20 protein-coding genes are annotated in these 26174 nt (G+C 69.1%); 9 read left to right on the top strand and 11 right to left on the bottom strand.

Features of this window, described 5'->3' with window-relative positions:
• Positions 1-4: 4 nt before the first annotated feature.
• From ACT89H_RS04915 to ACT89H_RS04885, 7 genes are read left to right on the top strand one after another with little or no spacing between them, the layout of a single operon-like run.
• On the top strand, positions 5-529 hold the full coding sequence (locus tag ACT89H_RS04915) for a YiiD C-terminal domain-containing protein (RefSeq protein ID WP_445107242.1): 525 nt from the start codon (positions 5-7) through the stop codon (positions 527-529).
• Positions 526-1419, top strand: coding sequence for an alpha/beta hydrolase family protein (locus tag ACT89H_RS04910; RefSeq protein WP_445107241.1), 894 nt, complete (start codon positions 526-528; stop codon positions 1417-1419). The genes ACT89H_RS04915 and ACT89H_RS04910 overlap by 4 nt, the downstream gene beginning before the upstream one ends.
• 10 nt (positions 1420-1429) lie before the next feature.
• Complete coding sequence (locus tag ACT89H_RS04905) at positions 1430-2563, top strand: ABC transporter ATP-binding protein (protein ID WP_445107240.1); 1134 nt, start codon at positions 1430-1432, stop codon at positions 2561-2563.
• 35 nt (positions 2564-2598) lie between these two features.
• On the top strand, positions 2599-3972 hold the full coding sequence (locus ACT89H_RS04900) for an ABC transporter substrate-binding protein (protein WP_445107239.1): 1374 nt from the start codon (positions 2599-2601) through the stop codon (positions 3970-3972).
• Positions 3969-4826: a metallophosphoesterase gene (locus tag ACT89H_RS04895; protein ID WP_445107238.1), complete on the top strand. Its 858-nt coding sequence runs from the start codon at positions 3969-3971 to the stop codon at positions 4824-4826. Before ACT89H_RS04900 ends, ACT89H_RS04895 begins: the two co-directional genes overlap by 4 nt.
• 4 nt (positions 4827-4830) lie before the next feature.
• Positions 4831-5781 carry a carbohydrate ABC transporter permease gene (locus tag ACT89H_RS04890; RefSeq protein ID WP_445107237.1) on the top strand — a complete coding sequence of 317 codons (951 nt, stop codon included), beginning with the start codon at positions 4831-4833 and terminating at the stop codon, positions 5779-5781.
• Positions 5771-6583: a carbohydrate ABC transporter permease gene (locus ACT89H_RS04885; RefSeq protein WP_445107236.1), complete on the top strand. Its 813-nt coding sequence runs from the start codon at positions 5771-5773 to the stop codon at positions 6581-6583. Before ACT89H_RS04890 ends, ACT89H_RS04885 begins: the two co-directional genes overlap by 11 nt.
• A gap of 68 nt (positions 6584-6651) precedes the next feature.
• On the opposite strand, the gene ACT89H_RS04880 is transcribed toward ACT89H_RS04885, so the two are convergent.
• On the bottom strand, positions 6652-6978 hold the full coding sequence (locus ACT89H_RS04880) for a hypothetical protein (RefSeq protein ID WP_445107235.1): 327 nt from the start codon (positions 6976-6978) through the stop codon (positions 6652-6654).
• 117 nt (positions 6979-7095) lie between these two features.
• Here ACT89H_RS04880 and ACT89H_RS04875 point away from each other — a divergent pair, with 117 nt between their 5' ends.
• Complete coding sequence (locus tag ACT89H_RS04875; RefSeq protein ID WP_445107234.1) at positions 7096-8007, top strand: hypothetical protein; 912 nt, start codon at positions 7096-7098, stop codon at positions 8005-8007.
• Positions 8008-8172: 165 nt separating this feature from the next.
• On the opposite strand, the gene ACT89H_RS04870 is transcribed toward ACT89H_RS04875, so the two are convergent.
• Positions 8173-9054: a DUF3626 domain-containing protein gene (locus tag ACT89H_RS04870; RefSeq protein WP_445107233.1), complete on the bottom strand. Its 882-nt coding sequence runs from the start codon at positions 9052-9054 to the stop codon at positions 8173-8175.
• On the bottom strand, positions 9051-9485 hold the full coding sequence (locus ACT89H_RS04865) for a recombinase family protein (protein ID WP_445107232.1): 435 nt from the start codon (positions 9483-9485) through the stop codon (positions 9051-9053). Before ACT89H_RS04865 ends, ACT89H_RS04870 begins: the two co-directional genes overlap by 4 nt.
• 238 nt (positions 9486-9723) lie before the next feature.
• On the opposite strand from ACT89H_RS04865, the gene ACT89H_RS04860 reads away from it, so the two are divergent.
• On the top strand, positions 9724-10287 hold the full coding sequence (locus ACT89H_RS04860) for a hypothetical protein (RefSeq protein WP_445107231.1): 564 nt from the start codon (positions 9724-9726) through the stop codon (positions 10285-10287).
• 385 nt (positions 10288-10672) lie between these two features.
• Here the strand turns inward: ACT89H_RS04860 and ACT89H_RS04855 are convergent, their stop codons facing one another.
• From ACT89H_RS04855 to ACT89H_RS04820, 8 genes are all read right to left on the bottom strand, one after another.
• On the bottom strand, positions 10673-10978 hold the full coding sequence (locus tag ACT89H_RS04855; protein WP_445107230.1) for a hypothetical protein: 306 nt from the start codon (positions 10976-10978) through the stop codon (positions 10673-10675).
• Positions 10975-12543 (bottom strand): PfaD family polyunsaturated fatty acid/polyketide biosynthesis protein, encoded by a 1569-nt coding sequence (locus tag ACT89H_RS04850; RefSeq protein WP_445107229.1) that lies wholly within the window; start codon positions 12541-12543, stop codon positions 10975-10977. The genes ACT89H_RS04855 and ACT89H_RS04850 overlap by 4 nt, the downstream gene beginning before the upstream one ends.
• The gene (locus ACT89H_RS04845; protein ID WP_445107228.1) at positions 12543-14624 is read right to left on the bottom strand and encodes a beta-hydroxydecanoyl-ACP dehydratase; all 2082 of its coding nucleotides are present in this window, start codon (positions 14622-14624) and stop codon (positions 12543-12545) included. The genes ACT89H_RS04850 and ACT89H_RS04845 overlap by 1 nt, the downstream gene beginning before the upstream one ends.
• On the bottom strand, positions 14621-21190 hold the full coding sequence (locus tag ACT89H_RS04840; protein ID WP_445107227.1) for an SDR family NAD(P)-dependent oxidoreductase: 6570 nt from the start codon (positions 21188-21190) through the stop codon (positions 14621-14623). The genes ACT89H_RS04845 and ACT89H_RS04840 overlap by 4 nt, the downstream gene beginning before the upstream one ends.
• Before the next feature lie 28 nt (positions 21191-21218).
• Positions 21219-21824, bottom strand: coding sequence for an SGNH/GDSL hydrolase family protein (locus ACT89H_RS04835; RefSeq protein ID WP_445107226.1), 606 nt, complete (start codon positions 21822-21824; stop codon positions 21219-21221).
• Positions 21821-23071, bottom strand: a complete 1251-nt coding sequence (locus ACT89H_RS04830; protein WP_445107225.1) for an NAD(P)/FAD-dependent oxidoreductase — start codon at positions 23069-23071, stop codon at positions 21821-21823. Before ACT89H_RS04830 ends, ACT89H_RS04835 begins: the two co-directional genes overlap by 4 nt.
• A 104-nt stretch (positions 23072-23175) precedes the next feature.
• On the bottom strand, positions 23176-24858 hold the full coding sequence (locus ACT89H_RS04825; protein WP_445107224.1) for an AMP-dependent synthetase/ligase: 1683 nt from the start codon (positions 24856-24858) through the stop codon (positions 23176-23178).
• 97 nt (positions 24859-24955) lie between these two features.
• Complete coding sequence (locus ACT89H_RS04820) at positions 24956-25888, bottom strand: LysR family transcriptional regulator (protein WP_445107223.1); 933 nt, start codon at positions 25886-25888, stop codon at positions 24956-24958.
• Positions 25889-26174: the final 286 nt, after the last annotated feature.

The following is a 26174-nucleotide window of genomic DNA, read 5'->3' as shown; positions in this document are numbered from 1 at the left end:
CGTCATGACCACGCGTGAGATCGCCGGTTTCGCGGCGGCCTATCCCGAACTCGACTGCGACGCGGTCGATTACGAATACCTGCGGGCGGTGTCGCAGGAGATGGTTCCGTTCGGCCGCCACGTCGGCACGCTGATCACCGAGATCGGGCCGGAACGCGCCGTCGTCGAGATCCCCGCCGTCGGCACGGTCGGCAACCACATGGGCACCGTGCACGCGGGGGCGCTGTTCACCGCGGCCGACATCGGCGGAGCGGCCGCGTTCGTCGGCGCTGCGGCCACCCGCCTGCGCACTGTCGAGCGGCTGGTGCTGCGCGGCGCGAGCGCGTCCTACCGCAAACCCGCCGTCGGCCGCATTCGCACCATCGCCACCGTCGACCAGCGCGAACTCGCCGACGTGCTCGCCGCGACGGCCTCGCAGCGCTTCGAGCTGTCCGGCAAGGCGGCGCTGCTCGACGACAGCGATGTGGTCGTCGCGAAGTTCACCTTCGACTACGTCTGCGACATCACCATCGCGGAGGACGAGCGATGACCACCGCGGCACCGCAGAACCGTTCGGAGTTCACCACACTGGAATCGACCACGGTGCAGACCGACGACGGTGTCACCTTCACCGTTCGCTTCCTGGAATCGAAGAAGCCGGGCGCACCCGTCGTACTGATCCTGCCCGCCATGGCGATGAAGGCGAAGAACTATCTGTTCCTCGCCAAAGAGCTTCATGCGCAGGGGCTTTCGGTGGCGATGACCGACCTACGGGCGCATGGCGAGGCCAAGCCCGAGCTGGGGCTGCACCGCGACTTCGGCTACCGCGAGATGATCGAGACCGACCTGCCCGCTCTCGTCGCGGCGGTGCGGGCGCGGTTCCCCGAGGCGCCGATCCATCTGTTCGGGCACAGCCTGGGCGGGCAGCTCGCGTTGCTGTTCACCGCGGCCGAGCCGGAGCGGATCGCCGGCGTCACCGTCATCGGCACCGGCACGGTCTTCTGGTGGGCGTTCGGCGCGCGCCGCTGGTGGGAGGCGCTGAGCCAGATCCAGTGGATCGGCCTGGTCTCCCGCTGGAAGGGCCACTGGCCCGGCGGTGTGCTCATCCCCGCCCCGATGCCGGGCGGTGTCATGCGTGACTGGTCGATGCACTCGCTGACCAGCTACTACCGGCCCAAGGGCAGCAAGCGCCGGTACAACACCCTGCTGCGCAACCTGACCGCGCCGGTGCTGGCGATCTCATTGTCCGACGACGTGCTCGGCCCGAAGTCCAACGTCGACTTCCTGGTCTCCCGGATGCCGAACGCCCGGGTGACCCACTGGCACATCGACGAAGACGCGCCGGTGTCCAATCGCGACCACTTCCTGTGGATCAAGGACTCCCCCGCGATCGCGGCCCGGGTGGCGACCTGGATCGTCGCGGGCGAGCTGCCGGACTGAGGGGGCGACAGTGGCACGACTGCGAATCGAAGCGGTGTCGAAGCGATTCGGCGCCGCCCACGCGGTGCGCGAGGTGAGCCTCGACATCGCCGACGGCGAGTTCATGGTGCTGCTCGGCCCGAGCGGCTGCGGCAAATCCACACTGCTGCGGATGATCGCTGGTCTGGAGGATCCCTCCGACGGCCGGATCCTGCTGGACGACAACGAGATCACACACCACGCGCCGCAGCAGCGCGACTTGGCGATGGTGTTCCAGAGCTACGCGCTCTACCCACACCTCACCGTCGCCAAGAACATCGGATTCCCGCTGCGCGCCCGGCGCACACCGCGCGGGAAGATCGCCGAGCGGGTGTCGGAGGTCGCCGGAGTGCTCGGGCTGACCGAGTTGCTGCGCCGCAGGCCGTCCGCGCTGTCGGGCGGGCAGCGGCAGCGCGTCGCTCTGGCGCGCGCCATGGTGCGTGACCCCGGCGCGTTCCTGATGGACGAACCGCTGTCGAATCTGGACGCGAAGCTGCGCAGCGCGACGCGCGCCGAACTGATCGGGCTGCACCAGCGGCTGGGCGCGACGTTCCTGTACGTGACCCACGATCAGGTCGAAGCGATGACCATGGCCGACCGGATCGCCCTGCTCAACGAGGGCCGGGTGGAGCAGGTGGGCACGCCGACCGAACTCTACGACCGCCCCCGGTCGACTTTCGTCGCCGGATTCCTCGGCGCACCGCCGATGAATCTGTTCCCCGCCGTCGTCACCGTGCGCGACGGCTCGCTGCGCGTGGTGGCCGACGGCATCGATACCGAATTGGCCATCGACGGGGCGGATTTCGGTGACGATCTGGAAGTTGTCGCGGGCATCCGCCCGGAACAGCTGCGCCTGGATCCGGCCGGCGCCGACATCCGCGGCCGGGTGACGATGGTGGAGAACCTCGGCAGCGAGGAATTGATCCACTTCACCACCGGTGATCGCGTCCTGTGTGCCCGAGCGCCGCGCCCCGCGGGCGTCACGGTCGACGACAACATCGCGCTGCGGGCCGACCCGGCGCACATCCACCTGTTCCACGCCACCTCCGGGCTGCGCCTGACCTGGCAGGAGACTCGCCAGGACGCCCCCATCGACAGCGCGGGCGAACCCGTCGCCGTCGCCTGAACCTCGAACATCCCTACTCGATGAGGAGAAACACCGTGAAACGCACCGCGCCCATCCTGGGCCTGGTGTTGGCTACCACCTTGGCGCTCAGCGCTTGTGGGGGACTCGGTAGCACCACCAACGACTCGAAGTCCGACAGTGCGCAGGTTCCGGAGCTCAAGCCGGACCAGCAGGTGTCGATCGTCTTCGAGTCCTACAACTACGGACTCGCCGGCGCGTGGACCGACACCTTCAACTCCCTGATCGGCGACTTCCAGAAGAAGTACCCGAACATCAAGGTGACCGCGCAGAAGCCGCAAGGCAACAGCCCGAACCCGGCCACCGACACCATCTCCAGCATCCAGAACCAGATGGTCGCGGGCAACCCGCCGGACGTCGCGCAGCTCGGCTTCAGTGACCTGGACTTCACCATCCACCAGCTCGGCGCCAAGCCGCTGGACACCCTGGTCGGCAAGCAGGAAGTGCAGCACAACTTCGACGGAGCGAAGTATCCCTTCGCGCCGAAGGCACGCACATTGGCCGACTGGGACGGCCACACCTACGGCGTGCCTTTCGTGTTCTCCACGCCGGTTCTGTATTACAACGCCTCGCTGTTCGCCGAAGCGGGCCTGGATCCCGCGCATCCGCCGGCCACCTGGCAGCAGGTCGCCGAGGCCGCCACGGCGATCCACCAGAAGACCAGCAAGGACGGCATCTACGTCGACTGCCTGACCAAGACCGCCAAGGACTGGTGCTTCCAGGCGATGGTGCGCTCCAACGGCGGCCGGGTCATCTCCGACGACCGTAAGAAGCTCACCTTCGCCGACGCGCCCGCGGTCGAGGTCGCCGCGATGAGCCAGCAGCTGGTCAACTCCGGCGGTATGCCGAAGCTCAACCAGAAGCAGGGCTACGAGGCATTCGCTCGCGGTGAGATCGGCATGATCCTGGAGACCAGCGCGATCCAGGCGACCTTCACCACCGGCGCCAAGGACAAGTGGGACCTGCGCGCCGCTCCGATGCCGAGCTTCGCGGGCAAGCCGACGGTGCCGACGAATTCGGGTGCCTCGCTGCACATTCTGTCCAACGACCCGGCCAAGCAGCGCGCCGCGTGGGAGCTGATCAAGTTCCTCACCAGCGAGTCGGCCTACACCAAGATCTCGTCGGGCATCGGCTACCTGCCGCTGCGCACCGGTCTGATGGACGACCCGGACGGCCTGCAGGCGTGGGCCAAGCAGAATCCGCTGCTGCAGCCGAACGTCGCCCAGCTGGCGAACCTGGAACCGTGGGTCTCCATGCCCGGCAACAACTACCTGCAGATCCGTGACGGCATGATGGACGCTGTCGAATCGATCGTGTTCCAGGGCAAGGATCCGCAGTCCACCCTCACCGCCGCCCGTGACCAGGGCGCCAAGCTGATGCCACCGTCATGAGCGAGGTGACGATCGTCCAGCTCACCGACACCCACATCCGGCCTGCCGGGGAACAGGTGCACGGGAAGCTGGACACCTACGCCCACCTCACCCACGTCCTGCAGCAGCTGCGGGCCTCGCGGCGGCGCATCGACGCGCTGGTGCTCTCCGGTGACATCGCCGACGCCGGTTCGCCCGAGGCCTATCGGCGGCTGCGTGCGGCGGTCGAGCCGGTGGCCGAGGAACTCGGTGCGCAGACGGTCTACGTCATGGGCAACCACGATGAGCGCACCGCCTTCGCGACCGAGTTGCTCGGAGCGGTTCCCACCGCGGTCGATCCCGACGCCACCCTCGACCAGGTGGTCGACGTGGCGGGTATGCGGGTGATCGCGCTGGACAGCTCGACGCCGGGGCGGCACGACGGACGGCTGGAGGAGCACCAGCTGACCTGGCTCGCAGAGCAATTGCGTGTGCCCGCGGCCCGCGGCACATTGCTGGTGCTGCACCATCCGCCGATCCCGTCGCCGGTCGCCGCCACCGAGTACCTGCGGCTGGAAGAGCCGCAGCGGCTCGCCGAAGTACTGGCGGGTTCGGACGTGGGAATGATCATCTGCGGGCACAACCACCTCACCGGCGCGGCCGCGCTGGGGGGTATCCCGGTCTGGATCGGTCCGGCGATGTCCTACCGGATCGACACGATCGCGCCCGCCGGACGTCACCGGGGATTGGTCGGATACGGCTACAGCCGAATCGACCTGCTCGGTTCGACCTTCGTCGCCACCGCGATCGAGGCGACACCCGCCGACACCGTGTACGACCGGGACGAACAGGGATACCTCGACCAGCTGGTCGCACTGATGGCCCAGGCCCGGTAACTCGATGTTCGTCGTCGAATCCCACAGTGTGACCACGTCCGGCCCCGACCCGGTCACGCCGTCGCACCGCCCCGCCCGGTTCCGCCGGGCGGGGCGGTCCGCCGTGCCCTATCTGTATCTGGCGCCCGCGCTGATCCTGCTGGTCGTGTGGATCTACCGGCCGCTGGTCCAGGCGGTCGAGCTGTCCACGTATTCGTGGAATCTGCTGCCGACCGCGCCGATGAAGCCCGTCGGCACGGGCAATTACGAGCGGCTGCTGGGCCTTCCGGCCTTCTGGGACTCGGTGGGCCGCACCGCGGTACTGATCGCGGGCATGCTGCCGTTCACGGTGGTGCTCCCGCTGCTCATCGCGCTGGCCAGCCGGCGGGTGCACGGCCGGGCGCGGACGGTCTACCACGCGTTCGTCTTCGCGCCGTTCCTCGTCGCGCCGGTCGCGGCGGCGGCGGTGTGGCGCTGGCTGCTGCATCCCGGTAGTGGCTTCGTCGATCAGATCCTGCATTCGAATCGCAACTGGGTCTATGACGTGGATACCGCGCACGGGGTGATCATCGCGATCACTGGATGGCAGTTGCTCGGCTTCGCCGTCCTCGTGATCTGGGCCGGGCTGGCGGGCATCAGCAATGATTACGACGAGGCCGCCCGGGTGGACGGCGCGAGCGCCCGGCAGATCCGCCGGTGGATCACCTTGCCCCTGCTGTCGCCCACGCTGCTGTTCCTGGTGCTGACCACGGTATTGCTGAGTCCCACGCTGACTTTCCCGCTCATCGACTCGATGACGCAGGGCGGTCCCGCGCAAGCGACCACCAACATCTACTACCTGCTGTGGGACTACGCCTTCCACAGCTTCGACGCCGGGCTCAGCGCCGCCGCCGGCGTGCTGCTGTTCGCCGGGTTCGGCGTGATCGCGGGCGTGCTGGTATGGATCTCGGAAAAGGTTGCCTTCCATGACGATTGACCGATTGCGCACCGCGGGAAGTCATCTGCTGCTCGCCGTCACCGCGGTGCTGTGCGCGTTCCCGATCTACTGGCTGTTCGCCACGTCGCTGCGGCGACCCGAGGACGTCACCTCGCTGTCGCCGATCCCCTGGCCGATCTCGTTCGCCAACTACGCCGACGCGGCCGACAAGGTCGACGTGGTGGGCTTGATCGGCAACACCTTCTTCGTCGCGGCGCTCTCGGCGGCCGGGCAGCTGCTGATCGCACTGCTGGCCTCCTACGCGTTCGCGATGTACACCTTTCCGTTCCAGAAGCTGCTGTACCTGGCGTTCGTCGGCACCTGGCTGGTGCCGTTCCAGGTGACGATGCTGCCCAACTATGTCCTGCTGACCAAGCTCGGGCTGATCAATTCCCTGATCGGCGTGGTGCTGCCGACGTTGTGCTCGGCGCTCGCGGTGCTGCTGCTGCGCCAGCACATGGCGAGTTTCCCGAAGGAGCTGGTGGCGGCGGCGAAGATCGACGGCCGCTCCTCCTGGTCGATCCTGTGGACGGTGGTCGTGCCGAATCTGCGGCCGGCGCTGGCGGCGTTGGGAATTCTGCTGTTCATCAACGCGTGGAACGAATACTTCTGGCCCGCGGTGGTGCTGCGCCAGTCCAACAGCGTGCTCCAGCTGGGTCTGCGCAGTTTCATGGGCACCGAAGGCGACCAGTGGGGTCCGATGATGGCGCTGGCCAGCCTCGCCTGTCTGCCGGTGCTGCTGATGTACCTGCTGCTGCAACGGCACATCGTCAACGCGTTCGTGCGGTCGGGGTTGAAATAGGAACGCCGGCCCGCGGGGCCCGGGTCCCCGGTTCGAATCGGCACTGGCGCAACTGTTTCGTGGAATAATCATGCCGGTCTCCCACGGCCCGAGGAGGGCTCGATGCGATCGGTATCGCAGCTTGTTGCAGTGTTTTTCGGTCTTTCGCTCTGCGGGCTGGCGGCCTGCGGATCCACCGATTCCTCGACCACGATCTCATCGACCACCTCCGCTCCGAGTTCGAGCGCGGCGGGCACCGTGACCGCCGCGCCGGACGGGGAAACCGCCACCTCCGCGCCTTCGGCCACTGCACAGCAGTCATCCGGGACGGCGCCCGTCCGGACCGAGCCGGTCATCCCGTCAACGGTGCCGATCTCTTCGGCAGCCACCACGACGGGGGTGACGTTGCCCTCCACAACGCCTACGACCATCCCGCCGACCGCACCGATCTCTCCGGGCCGAGCGGCCAACGGTGTCGAAATCACGACCACGCCGAAGCCGGCGCCCCCGACGACGTCCGCTGAGCCTCGTAAATGACCCGGGAAAGCGCTGATTCGACCGGTTCACGGGGTTTCCGCCTGGCATCGACAGCGGCCGGAGCCATCGCATCGCAAGGCGCGATCATCGCGGCGGTGCTCTACTACTTCGGCGTCGTATACACACGCGCGTGGTACGGCTACTTCGGAGTGGAAGTCGGCATGCTCGGCCTGTCTGTGCCCGACTATCTCATCGGCAGCCTCACCAGCAGCTATTGGCCCGTGGCCATGGCCTTGCTGGCAGTACTCGCGTGCTACGGCCTTCGAGGAATCCCGCTCGCCGTTGCCGTGCGTACCCGGCGGCCCCGCGCCATGCTCCGGCGCTGGGCTGTGGCCGTTCTGATCGGCGGTGCCGTTCTCGCGACAGTGTTCGCCCTGCTGGTCATCGTCCGCGACCGGTTACCGCCGTGGCTGGGAGCGTACATACCGATCATGCTCATCGCCGCCGTGTCGCTGCTCGGCTATGCCATCGCACTACGCGAGACCTATCCGGCCGTTCTCGGCCGCCGCGGTATCGGTCGCGGGCGCTCACGATCCACCCCATGGCTGCCGATCTTGGCCTTGCTCGCTCTGGGGTTCCTCGGGTTCTCGTGGGCAGTGGGTTCCTACGCCCATGAGCGCGCCCTACGGGACGCCCGGATCACCGTGGAGACCGGTTTCGCCACGCGCCCGGTCGTTCTGCTGCTCAGTGTGGACCGGCTCGCGATCGAAGGCGGCGGTTCCCAAGTCGTCCCGATCACCGCACCCGGGGAGAAATACCGCTACGCGTACAGCGGTCTCCTACTGCTGGCGCGCACGCCGGACCGCTTCTTCCTGATTCCCCACAAGTGGACGAAAGCGAACCGCGATCGGATCTTCGTCATAGACAACGACGACAGTATTCGTATCGACCTCGCACCTCACCCGTGACCCAACCCCCTCCACGAATCTGAAGCGACGCTTTACCGTGGCTCGGTGAGCGGACGAGCACACCGTGCGCCTCGCCATCAGGATGTCAGTAGCTGACCAGCGGATTCGCCACTCGGTGTCAGTAGTTTTCGCCACCGAAATGTCAGTGCATGCCAGATGAGGATGTCAGTGCGCGTGTTCACAGCCGTTATGGGCTCCTTCACTGACCTGGCCGAAGCGTGCCAGGTAGTGCCAGACCTTTTTGAGGTCTCGAGGGTCGTGCCGGTTGGTGCGCGCAGCGTCTCCGATGATTCGAGGGTCCAGTTGGCCGTCGACGGCGATCTGGGCACCCAGCTCGACGTATCGCGGCCCCCGGAACGCGGGGTGACGGCGTAGTTGGTCCACGCTGAGTCGGAATCCTGGGTGCCACTCGATCCGGCACGGCAACCGTGTCGCTGCCTGGGCTACGGACGTGTTGCGGTAGCTGGGATCCAGGACGAGCGCCTCCACGTCGCGTTCGAATCGGACCGGTCCGTGAACGTGTGCCTCGATGTGGCCGTCGAGGATGTCGAGGCCACCTGCTTCGGCCAGTTCGATGAGCGAGAAGTGGTCGGCTACAGCGAAATCGGTGGGTTCGGTGGAGCTGTCCGGGTAGCAGAATGTGGTTCGTGCCAGGGTTTCGGCGGTGAGCCGGAAGAACGACGAACCGAACCGTGGCGCGCCGCCGTGCGGCTGATCACGGAAGTTCAAAGCGCCGTAGACGGGCCGCTCGGTGGCGGTGACGTGGTCGTAGGCGCCGGCGAAGATGCGATGTTCCCAGTGCCATCGGTCCCCGCCCGGATACGCGGTCAGGCCGCCGTTGCTGACTCCGGTGGCGAACTGCGACAGATAGACGCCGTCGTCGGCCATCTTCGCCAGGATCTGCTGCCTTGCCACGATGCGGTCGGGGTGGAAGTTCAGCGTGACGCGCAGAGCGGGATCCAGCGCAGGCCCCCGCACTGAGGCGGCAACATGCCGGATCGCGCGCTGCTGCGGCGACTCGGCGATGCTCCCCGTGTCGGGACTCACGGGGTGGTGGTCGCTTGCGCGGTTTTGACTTCGCCGTGGACCACGGCGAGGCGGACGCCGACCCCGCGGGCGATTTCGCGCAGCGATTGACCCTCGGCGTGGCGGGCGAGGATCGCGCGGCTGCGTTCGGTGTGCTCCCCGGCGGCGATGCCGTGCCGGATCTTCACCGAAACTCCTTGTCGGAAAAGGTCGTTGAGAACGATCAGGCCCTCGAGGGGGTTGCGGCCGAGCCGGTCGGCCTCCTGCACGGTGAGTATGTCGCCTGGGCGCATGTAGTCCAGCGCGCCCCGCAGACCGGGCCGATCGGCGACCGCGAGCGTGCCGCTGATCTTCTCCTCGAATACCCGCACGCAGATCGGGGCGAGGTCGTCGTGTTGACGCTGGGTTTCCTGCTTGCTCGTGCCGACCCGCACAAGTCCGACAAACGCCATCCGTGATCCTCCGAGCGTTCGGTAAACGTGTTCGACAACCTCCGGGAGGGTACCGGTAAAAGAACGGGTTTCCGAACACTTTTTCCTGCGCGGACACCGGCTGTGACTCGCAGCGGTAGATGGCGGTGTTCTCCCACCGTCAGGTGGCGCCGATGACCGCGACATGTGCGTGTGTTGCGTTGGGCAGGGCGTGACCTGGTGAACTCGCGCCAACCTTTCGTCCATTAGTGTCGCGGTCGTGGGTGGCGATAGCCGTTACGAAGCATACGAGGCGGACCTCTGGGAGCAACTGGCCATACTGCTGCCATCGGCCGAAGCCGGCGAGAACTTCCGCGACTGCCGGTCGACTGGCCGACAGGAGGCCGGATTATGGATCTTGACGCAACAGTTGATTGAGCACCAGGTGCCTATCAGCGACCGAACGCGCGCGGAGATCGAAGTGCTGGCCGAGCAATGGGGCGAACGACTGGCACGGCACGACGAAATCGTTGCATGTGCACGAGATTCCGATGTCGGACCTTCGATCCGATTGCTGCCCGACGAATCCTCATCGCCGGTAGAACCCGGCCGACTCGGCATCACAGACTCCACCTTGACGGGCCTGCTCGTCGTTCCATGGCTCGAATGCCTGCGATGTGGGCGAGTGCTGGACCGTGTTCACGCCAGGGAACCCTGGGCCGATCTGCGGTATGTGGCTGACTACTACACCATCCGGCGTCACACCGCGTCGGGCGTGGAACCCGAAATCTTCGACGGGTCCGACCTGCACAGCGCCTTTGAATTGCTGTTGACCTGCACGTGAACGCCTTAACCCGGCATTATCGGACCTCCCGACACTCCGACCCCGAACCCGCATTCGGTCTCATCGGCGCCACATGATCGTGCGAGAACACCGCCATCTGCCGGTGCGAGTCACAACACCGGCGCTGACCAGGGGGGTAGTCGTGTTCGGCAGACGGTCGTTTTCCGAACGCCGGTGTCAGTGTTCGAAGTCATCTGTATCTGTGGACCTGGGGCCGCCGCAGAACGAACTCACTGACCTCATCGGGTGGAATTCGATCACGAACCCGTCACCGACACGCGGGAGTTCACTGACAATTTTCGTGGCCAAAAGCTACTGACATTTCAATGGCGAGGCGCACGCCGCCGTCGGACGCGGGCCGTCACCGCGTCCGACGGCGGCGGCTTCATGAGGCGACGCGCGACACCGTGGTGAGGGTCCTGATGAGGGCGGTGTCGTGATCCGCGGCGCGAAGACGGGGATGATCGAGGATGTCGTGCAGGAATTCGGTCGTGGTGGCACGAGCAGTCGCGCGCGACGAGATGCCGCACCGTGCCGCCGCGGCCATCAGCGACCGCGCCGCCGACCCGCCGTCGAGGCGGGCCGGCGCGACGATCATGGCCGGGCAGTCGGCCGACAAACGGTCACCGTGCAATTCGAAGCACACCAGCCAGGCGGTCCGGGTGTCCGGACCGGTCTCCAGCGTGGTCATCGTCGCTCCCGCGGGCGGGGTACGAAGCGGGCGCAGTCGGCGGGTAGCCGCACGCCCGCGGTGCGCAGCTGGGCAACGCGGGTGAGGTAGGCCGCGCCCAGCATCATCTGGTCGGCGATGTCGGCGACGTGCCGGTTGCGCAATGCCGCCAGATAGCTGCCGGCCGCCCAGTTGTTGAATCCGCCCATCGCCGGCCCGCACCAGATCTGGTAATCGGCGACGCGACCGGCCTCGCCGCGAATGCTCCACCCCGACGACAGCCCCAGATACCACCGGAACACCAGCGCCATCTTCCGTTTCGGGTCCGCGTCCGCGCCGGCCAGCTGGGCCGGATCGCGTTCGGTGAAGTAGGTGACGCAGTCCCCCCACACGGCGTCGAGGGGCCGCTGGAACAGCGTGGCCTCGAGATCGCGGCGCAACTCGGCCGGGATCGCGTCGATACCGTCGTAGGCGCGGTAGGTGTCGTAGAGGCGCTGGGCGCGGGTGGCGAACATGGTGCCCCTGCGCAGCACCTGGACCTGGACGCCGAGCTCGAACATGTCCGAGGACGGCGCCATGGTGCAGTCGGCGAAATCCGCCTGGGTGAGCAGCTGTTTGGTGGTGTCGCACTGGGCCGCTTCCACGGTGGCCTGATTCACCGAACCGGTCACCACGTAAGCCGCGCCGAGCGCGAAGGCGGCGGCCGCGGCGGCGGGGGTGCCGATGCCGCCCGCCGCGCCGACGCGGACGGCCGCGGCGGCGGGCACCGTGCGGGCCAGCCGGTCGCGTGCCGCGATGATCTCGGGCAGCAGCACCAGCAGCGGTCTGCGGTCGGTGTGGCCGCCGGAGTCCGCCTCGGCCGTGATGTCGTCGGCCATCGGCACCTGTTCGGCGAGCCGGGCCTGCTCCGGTGTCAGGTCACCGGCCTGCACCAGCGCGCGCAACAGCCGCGCCGGAGCCGGACGCAGGAACGGCTCGGCCACCTCGACCCGGGAGACCTTCGCGATCAGGCGATGGCTCACCTGCACGCGGCCTTGCCGGTCGACGGACAGCCCCGCCGCCCGGTAGCGCACGACCTCGCCGGTGAGATCCATGAACGCCGACGCCTCCACGCAGCGAACCTGGTGCCGCAGGCAGGCGTCGACGATGGCGCGCTCCAGGGCGGGTTCGGAGGGACTGTGGATGAGGTTGCAGGCGAAGGGTTTTCCCACCAGCGTGCGGCTCAGCTCGGCCAGTGCGGCGTCCACCGCGGTGGGCGGCACACCCGCCGCGCCGTAGGAGGCGAGATACCCCGCCCGTGCCATCGCCGAAACCAAGGCGGGTGAGGCGATGCCGTTCGCCATCGCACCCGCCGCGTAGGCCGCCCGCACACCGTGAGCGGCGGCGAACCGCCGATCACCCAGTTGCTCGGGCGGCAGCGGGGCCACCGCCGCGAGCACCTGCGCGTGTGCCGCGGTGCGCTCGTCGGAGGTCGCGCCCGCCCGGCCGTCGTGGCGCACGATCCAGCACGGACGCGTCAGGTCGGACAGGACGGCGGTGATGCCGTCGGCGGTGTCCGCGAGGACACCGGCCGCAGACGTGGTCATCAGCGCTCCTCCCGCTCGACCAGTTCGACCGCGAGGTCGATCAGCTCGTAGATGCGCAGCCCCGGCTTCCACAGCGAACCGTCGGCGACGACGGTGACGCCGCGCGGGCCGCGCTGGATCTCCTTGATGTGGGCTTCGAGTTCGACGGTGCCGTCGGTGGGCAGGAACTGCCCGCGGTAACGCCAGCTGAATGCCCGGTCGGCGGGGATGCGGAAGACCGGATCGCCGATCGTGTCGGCGAATCCGGCGTCGAGCATCCACTCCTGGATCGCGTGGATCACCGACTCCACACCCAGTGAGCCCGGGATCACCGGGTCGAGGTGGAAGTGCCGGGCGAAATACCAGTCGGACGGATCGATCTCGCGCAGCGAGTGCAGATACCCGGAGTCGTACCTGCCGCCGCCGTCGACGACCTCGACCCGATCGATCAGCGCCAGGGTGCGCCGGGCGCACAGGCGGGCGGCCGGGTCGGCGCGGCGGGCGGCGACGTCGATGGTGCGTACCCGCGCACCCGGGTGCTCGGCAAGCCAGGTCGGCGCGGGACGGCCCGCGTCGAGTCCGGTCTGGTTGGCCAAGGCCTCGTCGCTGAAGTAGCCGAACATGGTCTCGCCGGTGTAGAACGGTTCGCCGTCCACGCTGAGCGTGTAGTCGAAGGTTTGCAGCGACGAGCCGGGCAGGATGGTGGTGGACAGCAGCCGGGAGGACTGGCGGATCGTCTTGTCCCGCACGTCGATCTGCCGCAGCACGGTGGCGGTGCCGCCCAGGTTGCGCAGGCTGAGGGTGGTGCCGGGCTGGGTGAGCGTGGGGCCCGCGTAGTAACCCATCAGCAGCGCCGCCTGCAACGAGGTCTCCATGTAGACGAAATGCGGCATGGAGTCGTTCGCGGTGTCGCCGTAGTACCAGGAGTCGGCAGGTGAGTCGTATTCGGTGGTGTAGGACGCGCCGTCCAGTTTCCCCCGCCTGCCGTCGAAATCGAGCACCCGGTCGACCAGCAGCAGGCCGCCGGTCGGCAACCGGGTCGCCCGCACGCCGGTGTACTCCGCGAATTCCGGACCCATGGCGATCTCTTGATCACCTCGGGCGAGGTGCGCCATGTGGAACTCGTTGAGCAGCAGGCTCTCCGAGACCTGGCCGGGGCCGACCCCGCTGCCCGGACGCTCTACCACGGTGACCGTGATGTCGAGCGCCCCTTCCGCGCCGGCCACGACCACCGTGCCGGTGACGTGCGGCCGGGGCACCAGGTCGAGCCCGGTCACCGTGAAGGTGATGGCGCCGGAGGCGACATCCGCGACGGCGCCCGCGCATTCGCCGACCAGGGAGCTGCCCGACAGCACCAGCGGCATGCCGAGATACAGCGCGAACACCTCCGCGGCCTGTATCGCCGCCGCGCGCGGATCGCCGTCGAACCGTGCTTGCACGCTGCCGTCGCCGTGGCCTCCGTACAACTCGATACGCGTCACCTCGGTGAGCGCGAGTCGGGTCGACCCGGCCAGCCGGGCCGCCGCCGCGCTGCCGGAGCGCCGATAGGCGGGTCCGAAGACGCCGCTCAGGTCGCCCTCGGCCAGCCGCAGCAGGTCCGCTCGATCCAGGTGGGTGCGGTCGGTGCGGGCCAGTGGTTTGAAGGCGGACTCGGCGGCGATGAATTCGCCCCGGGCACCGGAGGCCGCGCTCGCCGCCTCGGCATGGATGCCTCGGTCAGCGTGACCCGTCGCCTCGGCGGCGACACCCGAACGGCGCAGCGCTCGCTGCCACACCGCGCGCTGCATCGCCAGCTGCGCGCTCAACGCCGCCCGGTGCGCGGCGACCACACCGGAGCGGATTTCGGCGAGCGGACCGGCCGCGCGCGACGCGACGCCGTCGATATGCACCACCGGGGCTTCGCGATGCGTCCCGGTGACCGCGAGATCAGCTGTCGCGGTGTCGATCGGAGCCTGCTCCGAGTACCCGGCGCGCGGACTCGCCGGCGTGCCCGGGTCGTCGGTACCCGGCCGATGCGACGACGCACCGTCCGCGCTCTCCCGTGGCTGCGCGAACGCTGTCACCGGATCGAACGGAACGCCGTCGAATTCCAGGGTTGTCATGCCATCCACCGCCTCACCGAGGTCTGGAACTTCTCCGTCAGATCGGGTGTCGTCACCACCGTGACGTCCGAGAAACGTTGCAGTACAGTGCCGTCCGCCGTCGTGGCGGTGGCGTCGATCCGAGCGTCGAGCCGACCGGCGCGCGGGTTGTCCACCGTGAGTACGAAGGGCTCACCCGCGGGCAGGGGCTGGAAGTAGTCGATCCGCCCCGCGCCGAGCGGCAGGCAGGCACTGCCGAGCAGCCGGTGGCCCAGCACCGGCGGTCCCTGCAGAATCAGGTCGGCCAGGACCGGGTCGTGCAACCGCCCGGCGTAGGCCCCGCCCGCCACGGTGGCGGCGGGCAGTTCGCAGTCGAAGACGATCGCGTCGTCCGAGACCGCCCGGACCCGGCGCAATCCCTGCAACGCGGGCGCGTGGAACTGGACGGCGTCGCGGTAGATGGTCGCCTCGCCCACCGAACCGCTCGGCACCGGCTTGTGCGGTGGCCGACCCGTCGCTTCGGCGAGCAGCAGGGTCGCGCGGAAGTGGACGGCGTTCTCGCCGCGCACGGTCGCCCGCACCGTGGCGACGCCCTCTTCCGGCACGATCTCCAGTTCCAGTTCGTCCAGCGGTCGATCGAAAACGATCCCTTTGAGGACCTGGAAGTCCTCGACTCCGACCACCGTGCGGCCGGGCAGGCCACGTTCGGCGAAGTTGATCATCGCGCCGAGCCCGAAGGTGGCGGGCAGCACGATGTGCTCACCGATGCGGTGCGCCGCGATGATCGGGTCCGCGGTGATCCCGCTGATCGTCCGGCGGCCCCGCACCGGCGCGGCCACCGCCGTCGGGTCCGACAGCGACTTCGCCGGTCCGATGAGCACGACCGTGTCCGCGGCGCGTGCCTCGGTGAACTGTTCGGTGAACGCCGCCGCACCCACCTGCGGGTCGAGCAATTCGACACCGCGCGTCCGGAAGTGTTCCCGCAAGCCGGGCGTCACCATGCCGCCGTCCCACGCACCCCAGTCGATCGCGGTGACATGGCAATTCGGCTGATGCGCCCGCCAGCTCAGCGCGAATCGGGAGAGCGCTTCGTTCGCCGCCGCGTAGTCGGCCTGGCCCGCGTTGCCGAACAGCCCGGCCACGGAGGTGAACAGCACCAGGTGGCGCAGTTCGCCGACCGCGCGCAGCACCGAGGCCAGCCCGGCGATCTTGGGATCGAGCACCCGCGCGACCGATTCGGCGGTCTTGTCCGTGATCATGGAGTCGGCCAGCACTCCCGCTCCGTGCACGACGCCGGTGATCGCGTCCCGCCACGGCGCGAGCGCGGCGGCGACCGCCTGCTCGTCGGTGGCGTCGACCGCGAGGTACTCGGCGCGGGAGCCGAGAGCGGCCAGCGTCTCCCGGATCTCGCGAGTGGCACGGACTCCGGACACGGCACGCTCGATATCGCGCGGCTTGGCGCCGGAACCGGCCAGCGCACCTACCGCGGCGGCCTTGAGATCGGGATCGAGAACACCTGCCGCCCAGTCGGGTTCAGCGGCCGGCTCGGAGCGCCCGAGCAGCACGAAACGCGCCTCGCTCCGGGCGGCCAGCGCCAGCACGCAGGTCGCCGTGACGCCACGGGCGCCGCCGGTGACCAGCAGAACGTCCTCCGCGGTGAGCACGGTGGGATCCTGCTCCGTGCCCGTGCGGACCGGCAGCACCGTCCGCGCGGGCGCGTGTCCGCTCGGCACCGGAGTCCTTCGCTGCCACGCCGCGTCGATGCCGACCTCGAGGGTGTCGCGGGCCGAATCGAACAACTCGGCGGTGACCAGATCCGCCAACTGCCCCGCGGAACAGGCCGGATCGACATCGAGGGCCCGGCAGAACAGCTCCGGCTGTTCGGCGGCCAGGGTCTTCACCACACCGCCGATGCCGCCGAGCAGCGCGTGCTCGGGCTGCGCGCTGCCGAGGAAACCGAGCGCTCCGTCCAGCCGCGTCACCGTCACGAAGGCCGTTCGGCCCGATCCGCCGCGCAGCAGCGGCACGGCGCGGCCGGCCAGGAGGATGCCGTCGGTCAGGCGGTGTTGCGCCGAGGCCCAATCGGCGGCGCCGCCGAGCAGGGCGAGGCAGACGTCGATCGGCTCGTCGTCGAGCTCGTCTGCCGAATGCGCCTGTCGCACAGTCCAACCGAGGGCGGTCAGCGCCGCCGCGATGGCGTCCGAGCCGGCGCCCGGGTCGCCGGTGAGATCGACGAGCACCGCCCGTGCCCCGTCCCGGTAGGGCGCTACCGCCCGATCCGGCGCAGACAGCGAGACCAGTTCGACGGCGTGCCGCGACGTTCCCGCCGCGGCCTCAGCTTTTGGGTGGACATCACCGCCCGCGGCGCCGGCGAGCTCCACCACGATCTGATCCAGCGTGCGAAGCGTGCCCAGCTGCTCCGGGCCGAGGCTCGGTAGATTCGGAAATCGTTCCTGCAACGCGCCGATCACCTGAACCCGCTTGATCGAATCCACGCCGAGGTCGGCTTCCAGATCCATCGACGGATCCACCATCTCGACCGGATAACCCGTCTTCTCCGCGACCACCTCACGCAGCGCACGCCGCAACGTCTCACCCGACACCTGAGCGTCGGCGGCGCCGCTCGCCGCCGGGGACGATCCGGCGGCCGGGGCGCCGAGCAACTCGACGATCTGATCCAACGTCCGCACAGTGCCCAGCTGCTCCGGGCCGAGGTTCGGCAGCTGCGGGAAACGTTCCTGCAACGCGCCGATCACCTGAACCCGCTTGATCGAATCCACGCCGAGATCGGCCTCCAGATCCATCGACGGATCCACCATCTCGACCGGGTAACCCGTCTTCTCCGCGACCACCTCACGCAGCGCACTGCGCAACGCCTCACCCGACACCTGGGCGTCGGTGCCCGCGGGCGCGGTGCCGTTCGTCGCGGACGGCGCGGCGGTGGGCTGCGCTGTGCTGCCGAGCAACTCGACGATCTGATCCAGCGTCCGCACCGTGCCCAACTGCTCCGGGCCCAGGTTCGGCAGCTGCGGGAAACGTTCCTGCAACGCGCCGATCACCTGAACCCGCTTGATCGAATCCACGCCCAGATCGGCTTCCAGATCCATCGACGGATCCACCATCTCGACCGGATAACCCGTCTTCTCCGCGACCACCTCACGCAGCGCGCTGCGCAACGCCTCACCGGTCAGCTGGTTCTCGGTCGCCGGAGCCGCCGGCGCGGTGTGCCCGTTCGCCGCCGCAGCCGGTGCCGCAACAGGTTCCGGCGCGCGGACTGCGGGGGGCTCGTCCACGACCGTGGCGGTGGCCAGCGGCCGACGGACCGGCGCGGGCTCGATCGCCGCGCGCGGCGTCGGCACGGGGCGCGTGACCTGGGTCGAGGGCCGCGACACCGGGGCGAAGCCGCTTTCCAGTTCGACCAACTGGGCGAGCACCTCGCTGGCTCGCGCGTGGCTGTGGCTGATCGCCACACCGTGTTCCTTGACCGCCTCGATGGCACGGACGGTGCCTGCGTCGAGCCTGCCGTCGCCGAGCGCGCCCGCCAGGCCGCGAGCCATGTCCAGCTGACCGTCCAGGAACTGGCGGTGGGTGTGCAGGTGCTGGACGAGCGCGCTCTCCAGCGCGTCCGAACCGGCGTCGCCGGGCTGCGGTGTGGGGTACACGGGGATCTCCGTTGCTGCGGTGGAAGCGGTGGGCACGGCCCGCTGCTGCGCGGGCTGGTGATCGACCACGCTGTCGACCGGAGCGGGAGCCGCCGCGAGCACGCTGAGCCGGTAGTCGGCTTCGAGCGCGGCGGCGTAGGACTTGCGCCGGGTGTCGGGCACGTATTCCGGCGCCGACATGGTCACCGTCATGGCGCGGCCGGAGACGGCGGCTTCCGGTGCGGACGCGGTGTGGCGGTTGATGCCGTGCAGGCCGAATCCGAGCACGGCCAGGCGTACCGCCGCGCGGGTCAGCGCGAGATCGCTGTTGCCGATCGGACCGGAGTCGGTCGCGATGACGACCACGTCGTCGCCGAGGGTGCGCCGCACCAGCGAGGTCAGCACCTGCTTCGGCCCGAACTCCACGAACACGGTGCAGCCCGCGTCGCGCATCGCGGTGAGCGCGGCCACGAATTCGACCGGCTTGCCGAGCTGTTCGGTCAGCACCGCCCGGTTGGCCGCCACGTCGTCGCCGTAGCGGACGCCGGGCGTGTTGGCGAAGACCGGTGCGTCCGGCGCGCCGATGTGCACCTCGGCGACCGCGGTGGCGAACGCCGCGGTGGCGTGGGCGACATAAGGCGTGTGGAACGCACCGGACACCGGCAGCGCCCGCGTCGCCACGCCACGCTCGCCGCAGCGCGCGACGACGGCCGCGATCCCCTCGGCGCCGCCGCCGACCACGACCTGGTCGGGCGCGTTGTGATTGCAGATCCAGACGTCCTCGACTCCGTCGAGCAGTTCCTCGGCGGTCTGCCGGGAGGCGCCGAGTGCCACCATGGTGCCCGCCTCGACACCCGGCTCGGGGGTCATCGCCACGCCGCGCGCGCGAGCCAGCGCGTAGAAATCGGCGGTGGTGAGCGCACCGGAAGCCCACAGCGCGGTCAGCTCACCGAAGCTGTGCCCGAGGTACCCGTCGGCGCGGAAACCGTAGTCCGCCAGCGCGGTGAACTGCCCCGCGGACAGCGCGCCGATCGCCGGCTGGGCGAATTCCGTTCGGCGCAAGGCGGTTTCCTGCTCGGCCGCCGCGTCGTCGTCGAACGCGGGGGGCGGGAAGACCACCGACGACAACCGCACCGGCGCGCCCGCGAACGCCTCGTTGGCCGCGTCGAACGCCGCGCCGACGGCCGGCTTGTTCACCGCCGCGTCCAGCCCCATGTCGACGTACTGGCTGCCCTGTCCGGCAAACAGCGCGCCCGCCTTACGATCCGGCAGCGCGGCGGCCCGGAAGTACACGCCCTCGGGGTGCTCCCAGTTCGTGGCGTCGGGGTTGCGGACCAGTTCGTCCACCGCGAGCGAGCGCAGGTGCGCCGCGTTCTCCTCGTCCACCGAGACGAACCCGATGCGCGCGTGGTTCTCCGGGATATCGGCTCCGTCGGATGGCGCGACGCTGCGCACCGCATCGATCAGCCCGGCCACGTCGGGCGCGTGCCACAGGTGCGCCTGGGCGGTGCGGTGCAGCACCGGGTGCGCGGCGCGATCGGCCTCCGCCTCCTCCAGCACGACGTGGAAGTTGGTGCCGCCGAAACCGAACGCCGACGCCGCCGCGCGGCGCACCGGGCGCTGCGGGTCGCGGATCCACGGACGCGTGCGGGTGTTCACGTAGTACGGCGCGTCGGCGGCGGCGATCTCGGCGTTGGGCGCCGCGACGTTGATGGTGCCGGGCAGCACCTTCTGGTGCAGCGCCAGCGCCAGCTTCATCAGGCTCGCGGTGCCCGCGGCACCCTTGGTGTGCCCGATCTGCGACTTCACGCTGCCGAGGGCGGCGAAGGCCCGCTCCGGCGTCGCGTCGGTCAGCAGTTCCTTCAGCGCGGTGAGCTCGGTCTTGTCGCCGACGGGCGTGCCGGTGGCGTGCGCTTCGATGAGCGCGACATCGGCGGGCGAGATCTCGGCGTCGGCGTAGGCGCGGTCCAGCGCGACGCGCTGACCGCCCGCGCGGGGGGCGTAGATGCTCTTGGCGCGACCGTCACTGGAGGAGCCCAGGCCGCGGATCACGGCGTAGATCCGGTTGCCGTCGCGCCGCGCGTCCTCGAGTCTGCGCAGCGCGAGCATGGTGATGCCCTCGCCGAGCAGCGTGCCGTTGGCGTCGGCGGAGAAGGGACTGATCTGCCCGCTGGACGACAGCGCGCCCACCTTGCTGAAGCACATGTAGATGAAGATGGTGTTCTCGGTGTCCACACCACCGGTGATCATCATGTCCGCGCGGCCGTCCTGCAGTTCGGCGATGGCGGTGCGCAGGGCGGCCAGCGAGGCCGCGCACGCCGCGTCGACGGTGCAGTTGATGCCGCCGAGGCCGAGCCGGTTGGCCACCCGGCCCGCGGTGATGTTGGCCAGCAGGCCGGGGAACGAATTCGCCTCCCACGGTGCGAAAGCCGCGACGAACCGATCCGCGATGGCGTCGGCGTCGGTGTCGGACAGCCCGACCGAGCGCGCCGCCTCCTTCAGCACCGGCGTGGACAACCGCGCGGCCAGCGGGTGCATGAGCGGCACCGGGCCGGTGGTGCCGAGCACGACCCCGGTGCGGCTCGCATCGTACCAGGTGGAGTCCACCGCACCCGCGTCGCGCAGCAGGTCCCGCGCGACGCCCAGGCTGAGCGTCTGCATGGTGCTGGTGACTTCGAGCTGATTGGGGGGAAGCCCGAATTCCAAGGGGTCGAACTCGATGTCGGGCAGGAACGCGCCTCGGCGCGAGTAGGTCTTGTCCGGCGTGGCCGGGTCGGGATCGAAGTAGTCGTCCAGGCTCCAGCGCGACTCGGGGACCTCGGTGGTGCAGTCCACGCCGTCGACGATGTTCTGCCAGTACTCTCGGTGGTTGTGGGCCTTGGGCAGCAGCCCGGACATCCCGACGATGGCGATCGGGTTGCGCGCCAGGCGTCTGTCGTCTGTCACGGAGATTCCTCTCGAACCGGATGGGTGGTCAGGCGGCCACGGTGGTCGCGGTGCGCGACGCGACGAGTTCGGCCGCGCTCGCGGCGAACCGGTGGTGGCCCAGGGAACTGGGGTGCAGACCGTCGGCGGTCCACATCTCCGGCCGTTCCCATTCGGGCTCGGCGGCGATATCCAGCAGCAGCGTGCCGGTGTCGGCGGTGACCTCGGCGAGCACCACGTTGGCGAAGGCGAACCGCTCGCGCAGCAACGCGCGGAAGCCGTCCGGCACGGGCAGCCGAGCCGGGATGTCCGGGTAGCTGGCCGTGAACACCGTCGCGCCGCCCGCCCGCAGGGCGCCGAACAACTCGGCGAGATTGCGGGCGAAGCGATCCTCGGCGAAATCGCTCACCAGGTCGTTGACCCCGACGACGACGCCGAACAGGCCGGAGCGGCCCGCAAGGGCGACACGCAGTTGCCGTTCCAGCACGACTGTGGTCGTCGCGCCGTGCTCGCCGAGATTGCGCACCGCCGCGGGCCGCAACCCGAGCTGGCCGCCGAGGCGCGGTACCCAGCCTCGGTAGCCGCCACCGGCCGCGGCGTCGCCGCGGCCCTCGACGAAGCTGTCGCCCAGCGCGGTCAGCACGGGAGCGCTCATGCGGTCACTCCGTCCTTGCTGACGTGCCGGGCCGCCGCGGGGAAGTTCAGCTTCTCGTAGAGCGCGGCCAGCTCCTGCTCGCCGAAGTACTTGTCCGGCGGGTAGATTCCCGAGATCAGCCCGAAGAAGCGCTTGGTGTAATCGGCGTCCAGCGACGTCGCGCGGAACACCGAGTCGTAGTACGGGGTCAGCGACAGCTCCGAGATGCTCAGGGTCAGCTCGTAGGTGCTGGCGCTCTGGGCGTCGCGCTCGCGCTGGTACTGCGCCAGCGCCTCGTCCATCGGACGTGCGCCGGACAGGCCTTCGTCCACGTGGTCGGCGAGCAGCTGCGAGTACTTGAACGCGTCGGTGATGCCCCAGCCGGTGAACGGGTCCTTGTGGTAGCCGGCGTCGCCGACGAGCGCCCAGCCGGGTCCGAAGGACTGGCGGCGGTAGTTGTCCGGGTACAGCATCGGGCGGAACTGCTCCACCCGCTTGCCCGTGTCCCGCAGGCGAACGCCGAGCTCCGGGTCGATCTGGTCGACGACTTCCTGCACGCCCGCGTCCGGGTCGGCGCGGAACGCGCGGAACCGGTCGCGCTTGCGCATCACCGCGACCAAGGCCAGATCGTCGTTGGTCGGCCAGGACGCGAACTGCTGCTCGCCGAATCCGGTGCGGTGCTGCATGCCCCAGTCGACGCCCTCGTAGTAGGAGTAGTAGACGAAGCACGCCCCGGGCGAGCCCTCGTATTCCTGCGCGCCGACGGCCTTGGCCACCGTCGAGTTCGAGCCGTCGGCGCCGACTACGAGCTTGGCGCGGAACTCCTGTTCGGCGCCGTCGCCGATCGCGCCGCGGATGCCGACCACGCGGTCGCCGTCGAAGACCAGCTCGGAGACGGTGAAGCCCTGGATCACCTCGGCGCCGGCGTTGCCCGCGGCATCGACCAGGATCTTGTCCAGCACCGTGCGGCGCGGGCAGTAGACGGCGTCGACACCGTCGGCGGCGGGGTCGGCGAAGCCCTTGATGACGATGTCGGTGTAGGAGAAGTTCATGTGCCGGATCGGCGGAACGCCGGTGGCGACGACCTCGTCCAGCAGACCCCAGGACTTCAGGAAGCCGAGCCCGGCCTGGTGGATGTAGTGGGTCGACGGAGTGTCGCTGGGGAAGCTCGCGCGGTCGACGGCGAGCACACGGTAGCCCTTCTTGGCGAGCAGCATGGCCAGCGGGGCGCCCGCGACCCGAGTTCCGACAACGATAACGTCGTACATGTTTCGCATCACTTTCCGGTAGTCGAATTCCGATTCGAGTTTGTGGCCGGGCCGGGCGCTCGACCACCGCGGCGGGCCCTGATTCATCGGCCGATCGGCCGCGGCTATCGTGCGGGCCGGGGCGTGGAATACAGCAGTTCGATATCCGCGGCGTAGGCTTCGGCGATCGCGGCGCGGCGCAGTTTTCGTGACGAAGTCGACAATCCGGCCTCGACGGTGAAATCTCCGTCCACGATCCGAAATGCCCGAATCGATTCCGCGCGCGAGACGAGCGAATTCGCGTCGTCGACCGCTGATTGCACGGCGGCGGTGAGGTCGCCGTCCGGTTCGGCGGCGCGCCAGCGCTGCACCTGCGCCTGATCCAGCGTCACCAGGGCGGTCACGAAATCGCGGCCGTCGCCGAGCACCATGCAGTTGGACACCAGCGGATGCAGCCGGATCCGATCCTCCAGGGGGGTGGGCGCCACGTTCTTGCCGCCGGAGGTCACCAGGATCTCCTTCTTGCGTCCGGTGATCCGCAGGAATCCGTCGTCGTCGAGTTCCCCGAGGTCACCGGTGTGCAGCCAGCCCTCCGGGTCCACCGTCGACTGGCCGGCCGCGGCGCCCCAATACCCCGGCGACACGTGCGGTCCGCCGACCAGCACCTCGCCGTCCTCCGCGGCGATGGCCACCGAGGTCCCCGGGATCGGCCTGCCGACCGTGCCGATCCGGTTGGTCTCCGGGGCGCTCACCGTCACGGCGGTCGCGGCCTCGGTGAGGCCGTAGCAGTTCAGCAACAGCACGCCGAAAGCCGCGTAGAACCCGACCGTCGAATCGTCCAGCGAGGCACCACCGGAGATGACGTAGCGCAGCTCGCCGCCGAGCGCGGCCGCCACCGGATGCGCCGACGGTTCCGGGGTGGCCTGCGCCCGCACCAGTTCCAGACCGCGCTGTACCGCCTCCCGCTCCTCGGCCTCGGTGAGCAGGGTGCGGCAGTACTTGCGGATCTTCTCCAGGCCGTAGGGAATTATCGCCAGGAAGGTCGGCCGCACGACGGGCAAGGTCGGCACCAGGTCGGGAATGCCGGGCAGCAGGTGGGTGCGGCTGCCGCCGAACAGGCAGGCGAACAAGATGGTCTGGCCGAAGACGTGCGACAGCGGCAGGGCCAGCACGGTCGTCCCGTCGAACATCGCGCCGGTGCGGCGCACCGTGTTCGACGAGGACACGAACATGTTGCGATGGGTGATCAGACAGCCCTTCGACACGCCGGTCGTGCCGCTGGTGTACACGATCATCGCCAGGTCGTCGGGCCGCACGGCGGCGATGCGCGCGGCCAGCCCGGGATCGATCGCGCCGGTGGCCCAGTCCGCGATCTGCTCGAAGACCCAGACCTCGCCCGCGCCCGCCGCGCGCAGCCGCTCGGCATCCTCGGCGCTCTCGGCGGCGAAATAGGCACTGCCGCTGTCGCGCAGGATGTGCTCGATCTGACTCGGTGACGAGGTGGGGTAGACCGGTACCACCACCGCGCCGAGGGCCAGCAGCGCGCAATCCAGCAGCGCCCAGGCCAGATTCGTGCGGCCGAGCACCGCGACCCGATCACCCGCCGCGACGCCGCGCTCGGCCAGCGCCGACGCCAGGGCGCGGGCCCTGCGGTCCACCTCGGCGCTGGTCAGCTGCGTTCCGTCGGCGTCGCACAGCGAAAGCCGGTCCGGATGCTCGGCAGCGGCGCCGGAAATCACCGAGTACAAACTCGCCGATTCCGGTAGATCGTAACCATTCTCACCGACCGACACTGCGATGACAGACACTGTGTTCACAATGTCGAATTGTGGTCGGCGGCGCGGAATTACCGCGCCGCCGATATCGCGGTTCCTACCGCGCGAATGTCATCACCTATCGACGTGGTCAGGCCGATACCGCGCGGGCAATATCGATTTGCGCCGGTTCCGGACAATCGATGCACTCCAGGAAAAAGTCCACCGCAGGATTCGACTCGTCCGCACGCCACACCGCGTACAAATCGAGCGTCGGCACCGGATCGAACAGTTTCACCGCGACCGAGGCGGTGCCCGCTGCGCCCATGCCCATCGAAATCGCCCGCGGCAGTGAGGCGAACCCCACCAGCGGGCGCACCGAGACCATGTGCGCCGTCGCACCGGGGTCGTCGGCGGTCTGCGCCACCGCGAGGGAGATCCTGGAATCAGCCGCCGCCCGGAAGATCGAGTCGTACATCGCCGGACACTGTTCCCGGGCGAACAGCACACACTCCTGACCCTCGAGCTCGGCGAAGGGGACGCCGGGCCGGTCGGCCCACCGATGCCTGCGCCCGACCACGGCGACCAGCGGCACCCGGTGCAGCAGCCGCCGGTACCGGAAATCGGTGGTGCTGGGATGGCCGTAGACGAGGGCGAGGTCGAGTGACCCGTCGGAGAGCGCGGCCAACTGCGGGCCGGTGCGCTTCTCCCACAGTGACACCACGACGTCGGGATGTCGCTCGGTCATCCTGGTGAGCGCCTCCGGCAGCACATGTCTGCTGGCCGGAAGGTTGTAACCGATGTTGAGGGTGCCCGCCCGCCCTTCGGCGGTCGCCTTCGCGGCCTGCGCCGCGCGGTCCATCTGCGCCACGATGAGCCGGGCCTGACACTCGAACTCCCGGCCCGCTGGGGTCAGCTTGACCTCGTGCGAGTTGCGTGCGACCAGTTGCACGCCGAGCGATTTCTCCAGCTTCTGCAGCTGGGCACTGAGACTTGGCTGCGTGAGATGCAAGCGCTGCGCTGCGCGGCCGAAATGCAGCTCTTCGGCAATCGTGATGAACGAAACCAGATGTCGGAACTCCATGCCGCCGGCTCCTTTTTCCGCGTATCGGAAACGGTAGCGCCATCAAGTAACCGACGATGAACCACGATCGGACGGACCGTACCGAGACCGTAGCGGATGAGTGAACTGGCCCCGAAGGGCGAACGGGCTGTGCTATCCATGCCCGTGACCATCCAGGATGCTCCGAACTCGTCGGGACGGCAACTCGAACGGGCGCGATAAGACGAACTCCCCGCTCCGGCCGGACGCGGTCGGCGCCACGCCGCGAACGCCGTCGGTGACCCGGTGTTCTCCCGGGTGAGCGGAC

It is taken from the genome of Nocardia aegles (assembly GCF_052545135.1).
The sequence above is the reverse complement of the archived record's forward strand: the minus strand, read 5'-3'. Positions and strand labels throughout refer to the sequence as shown.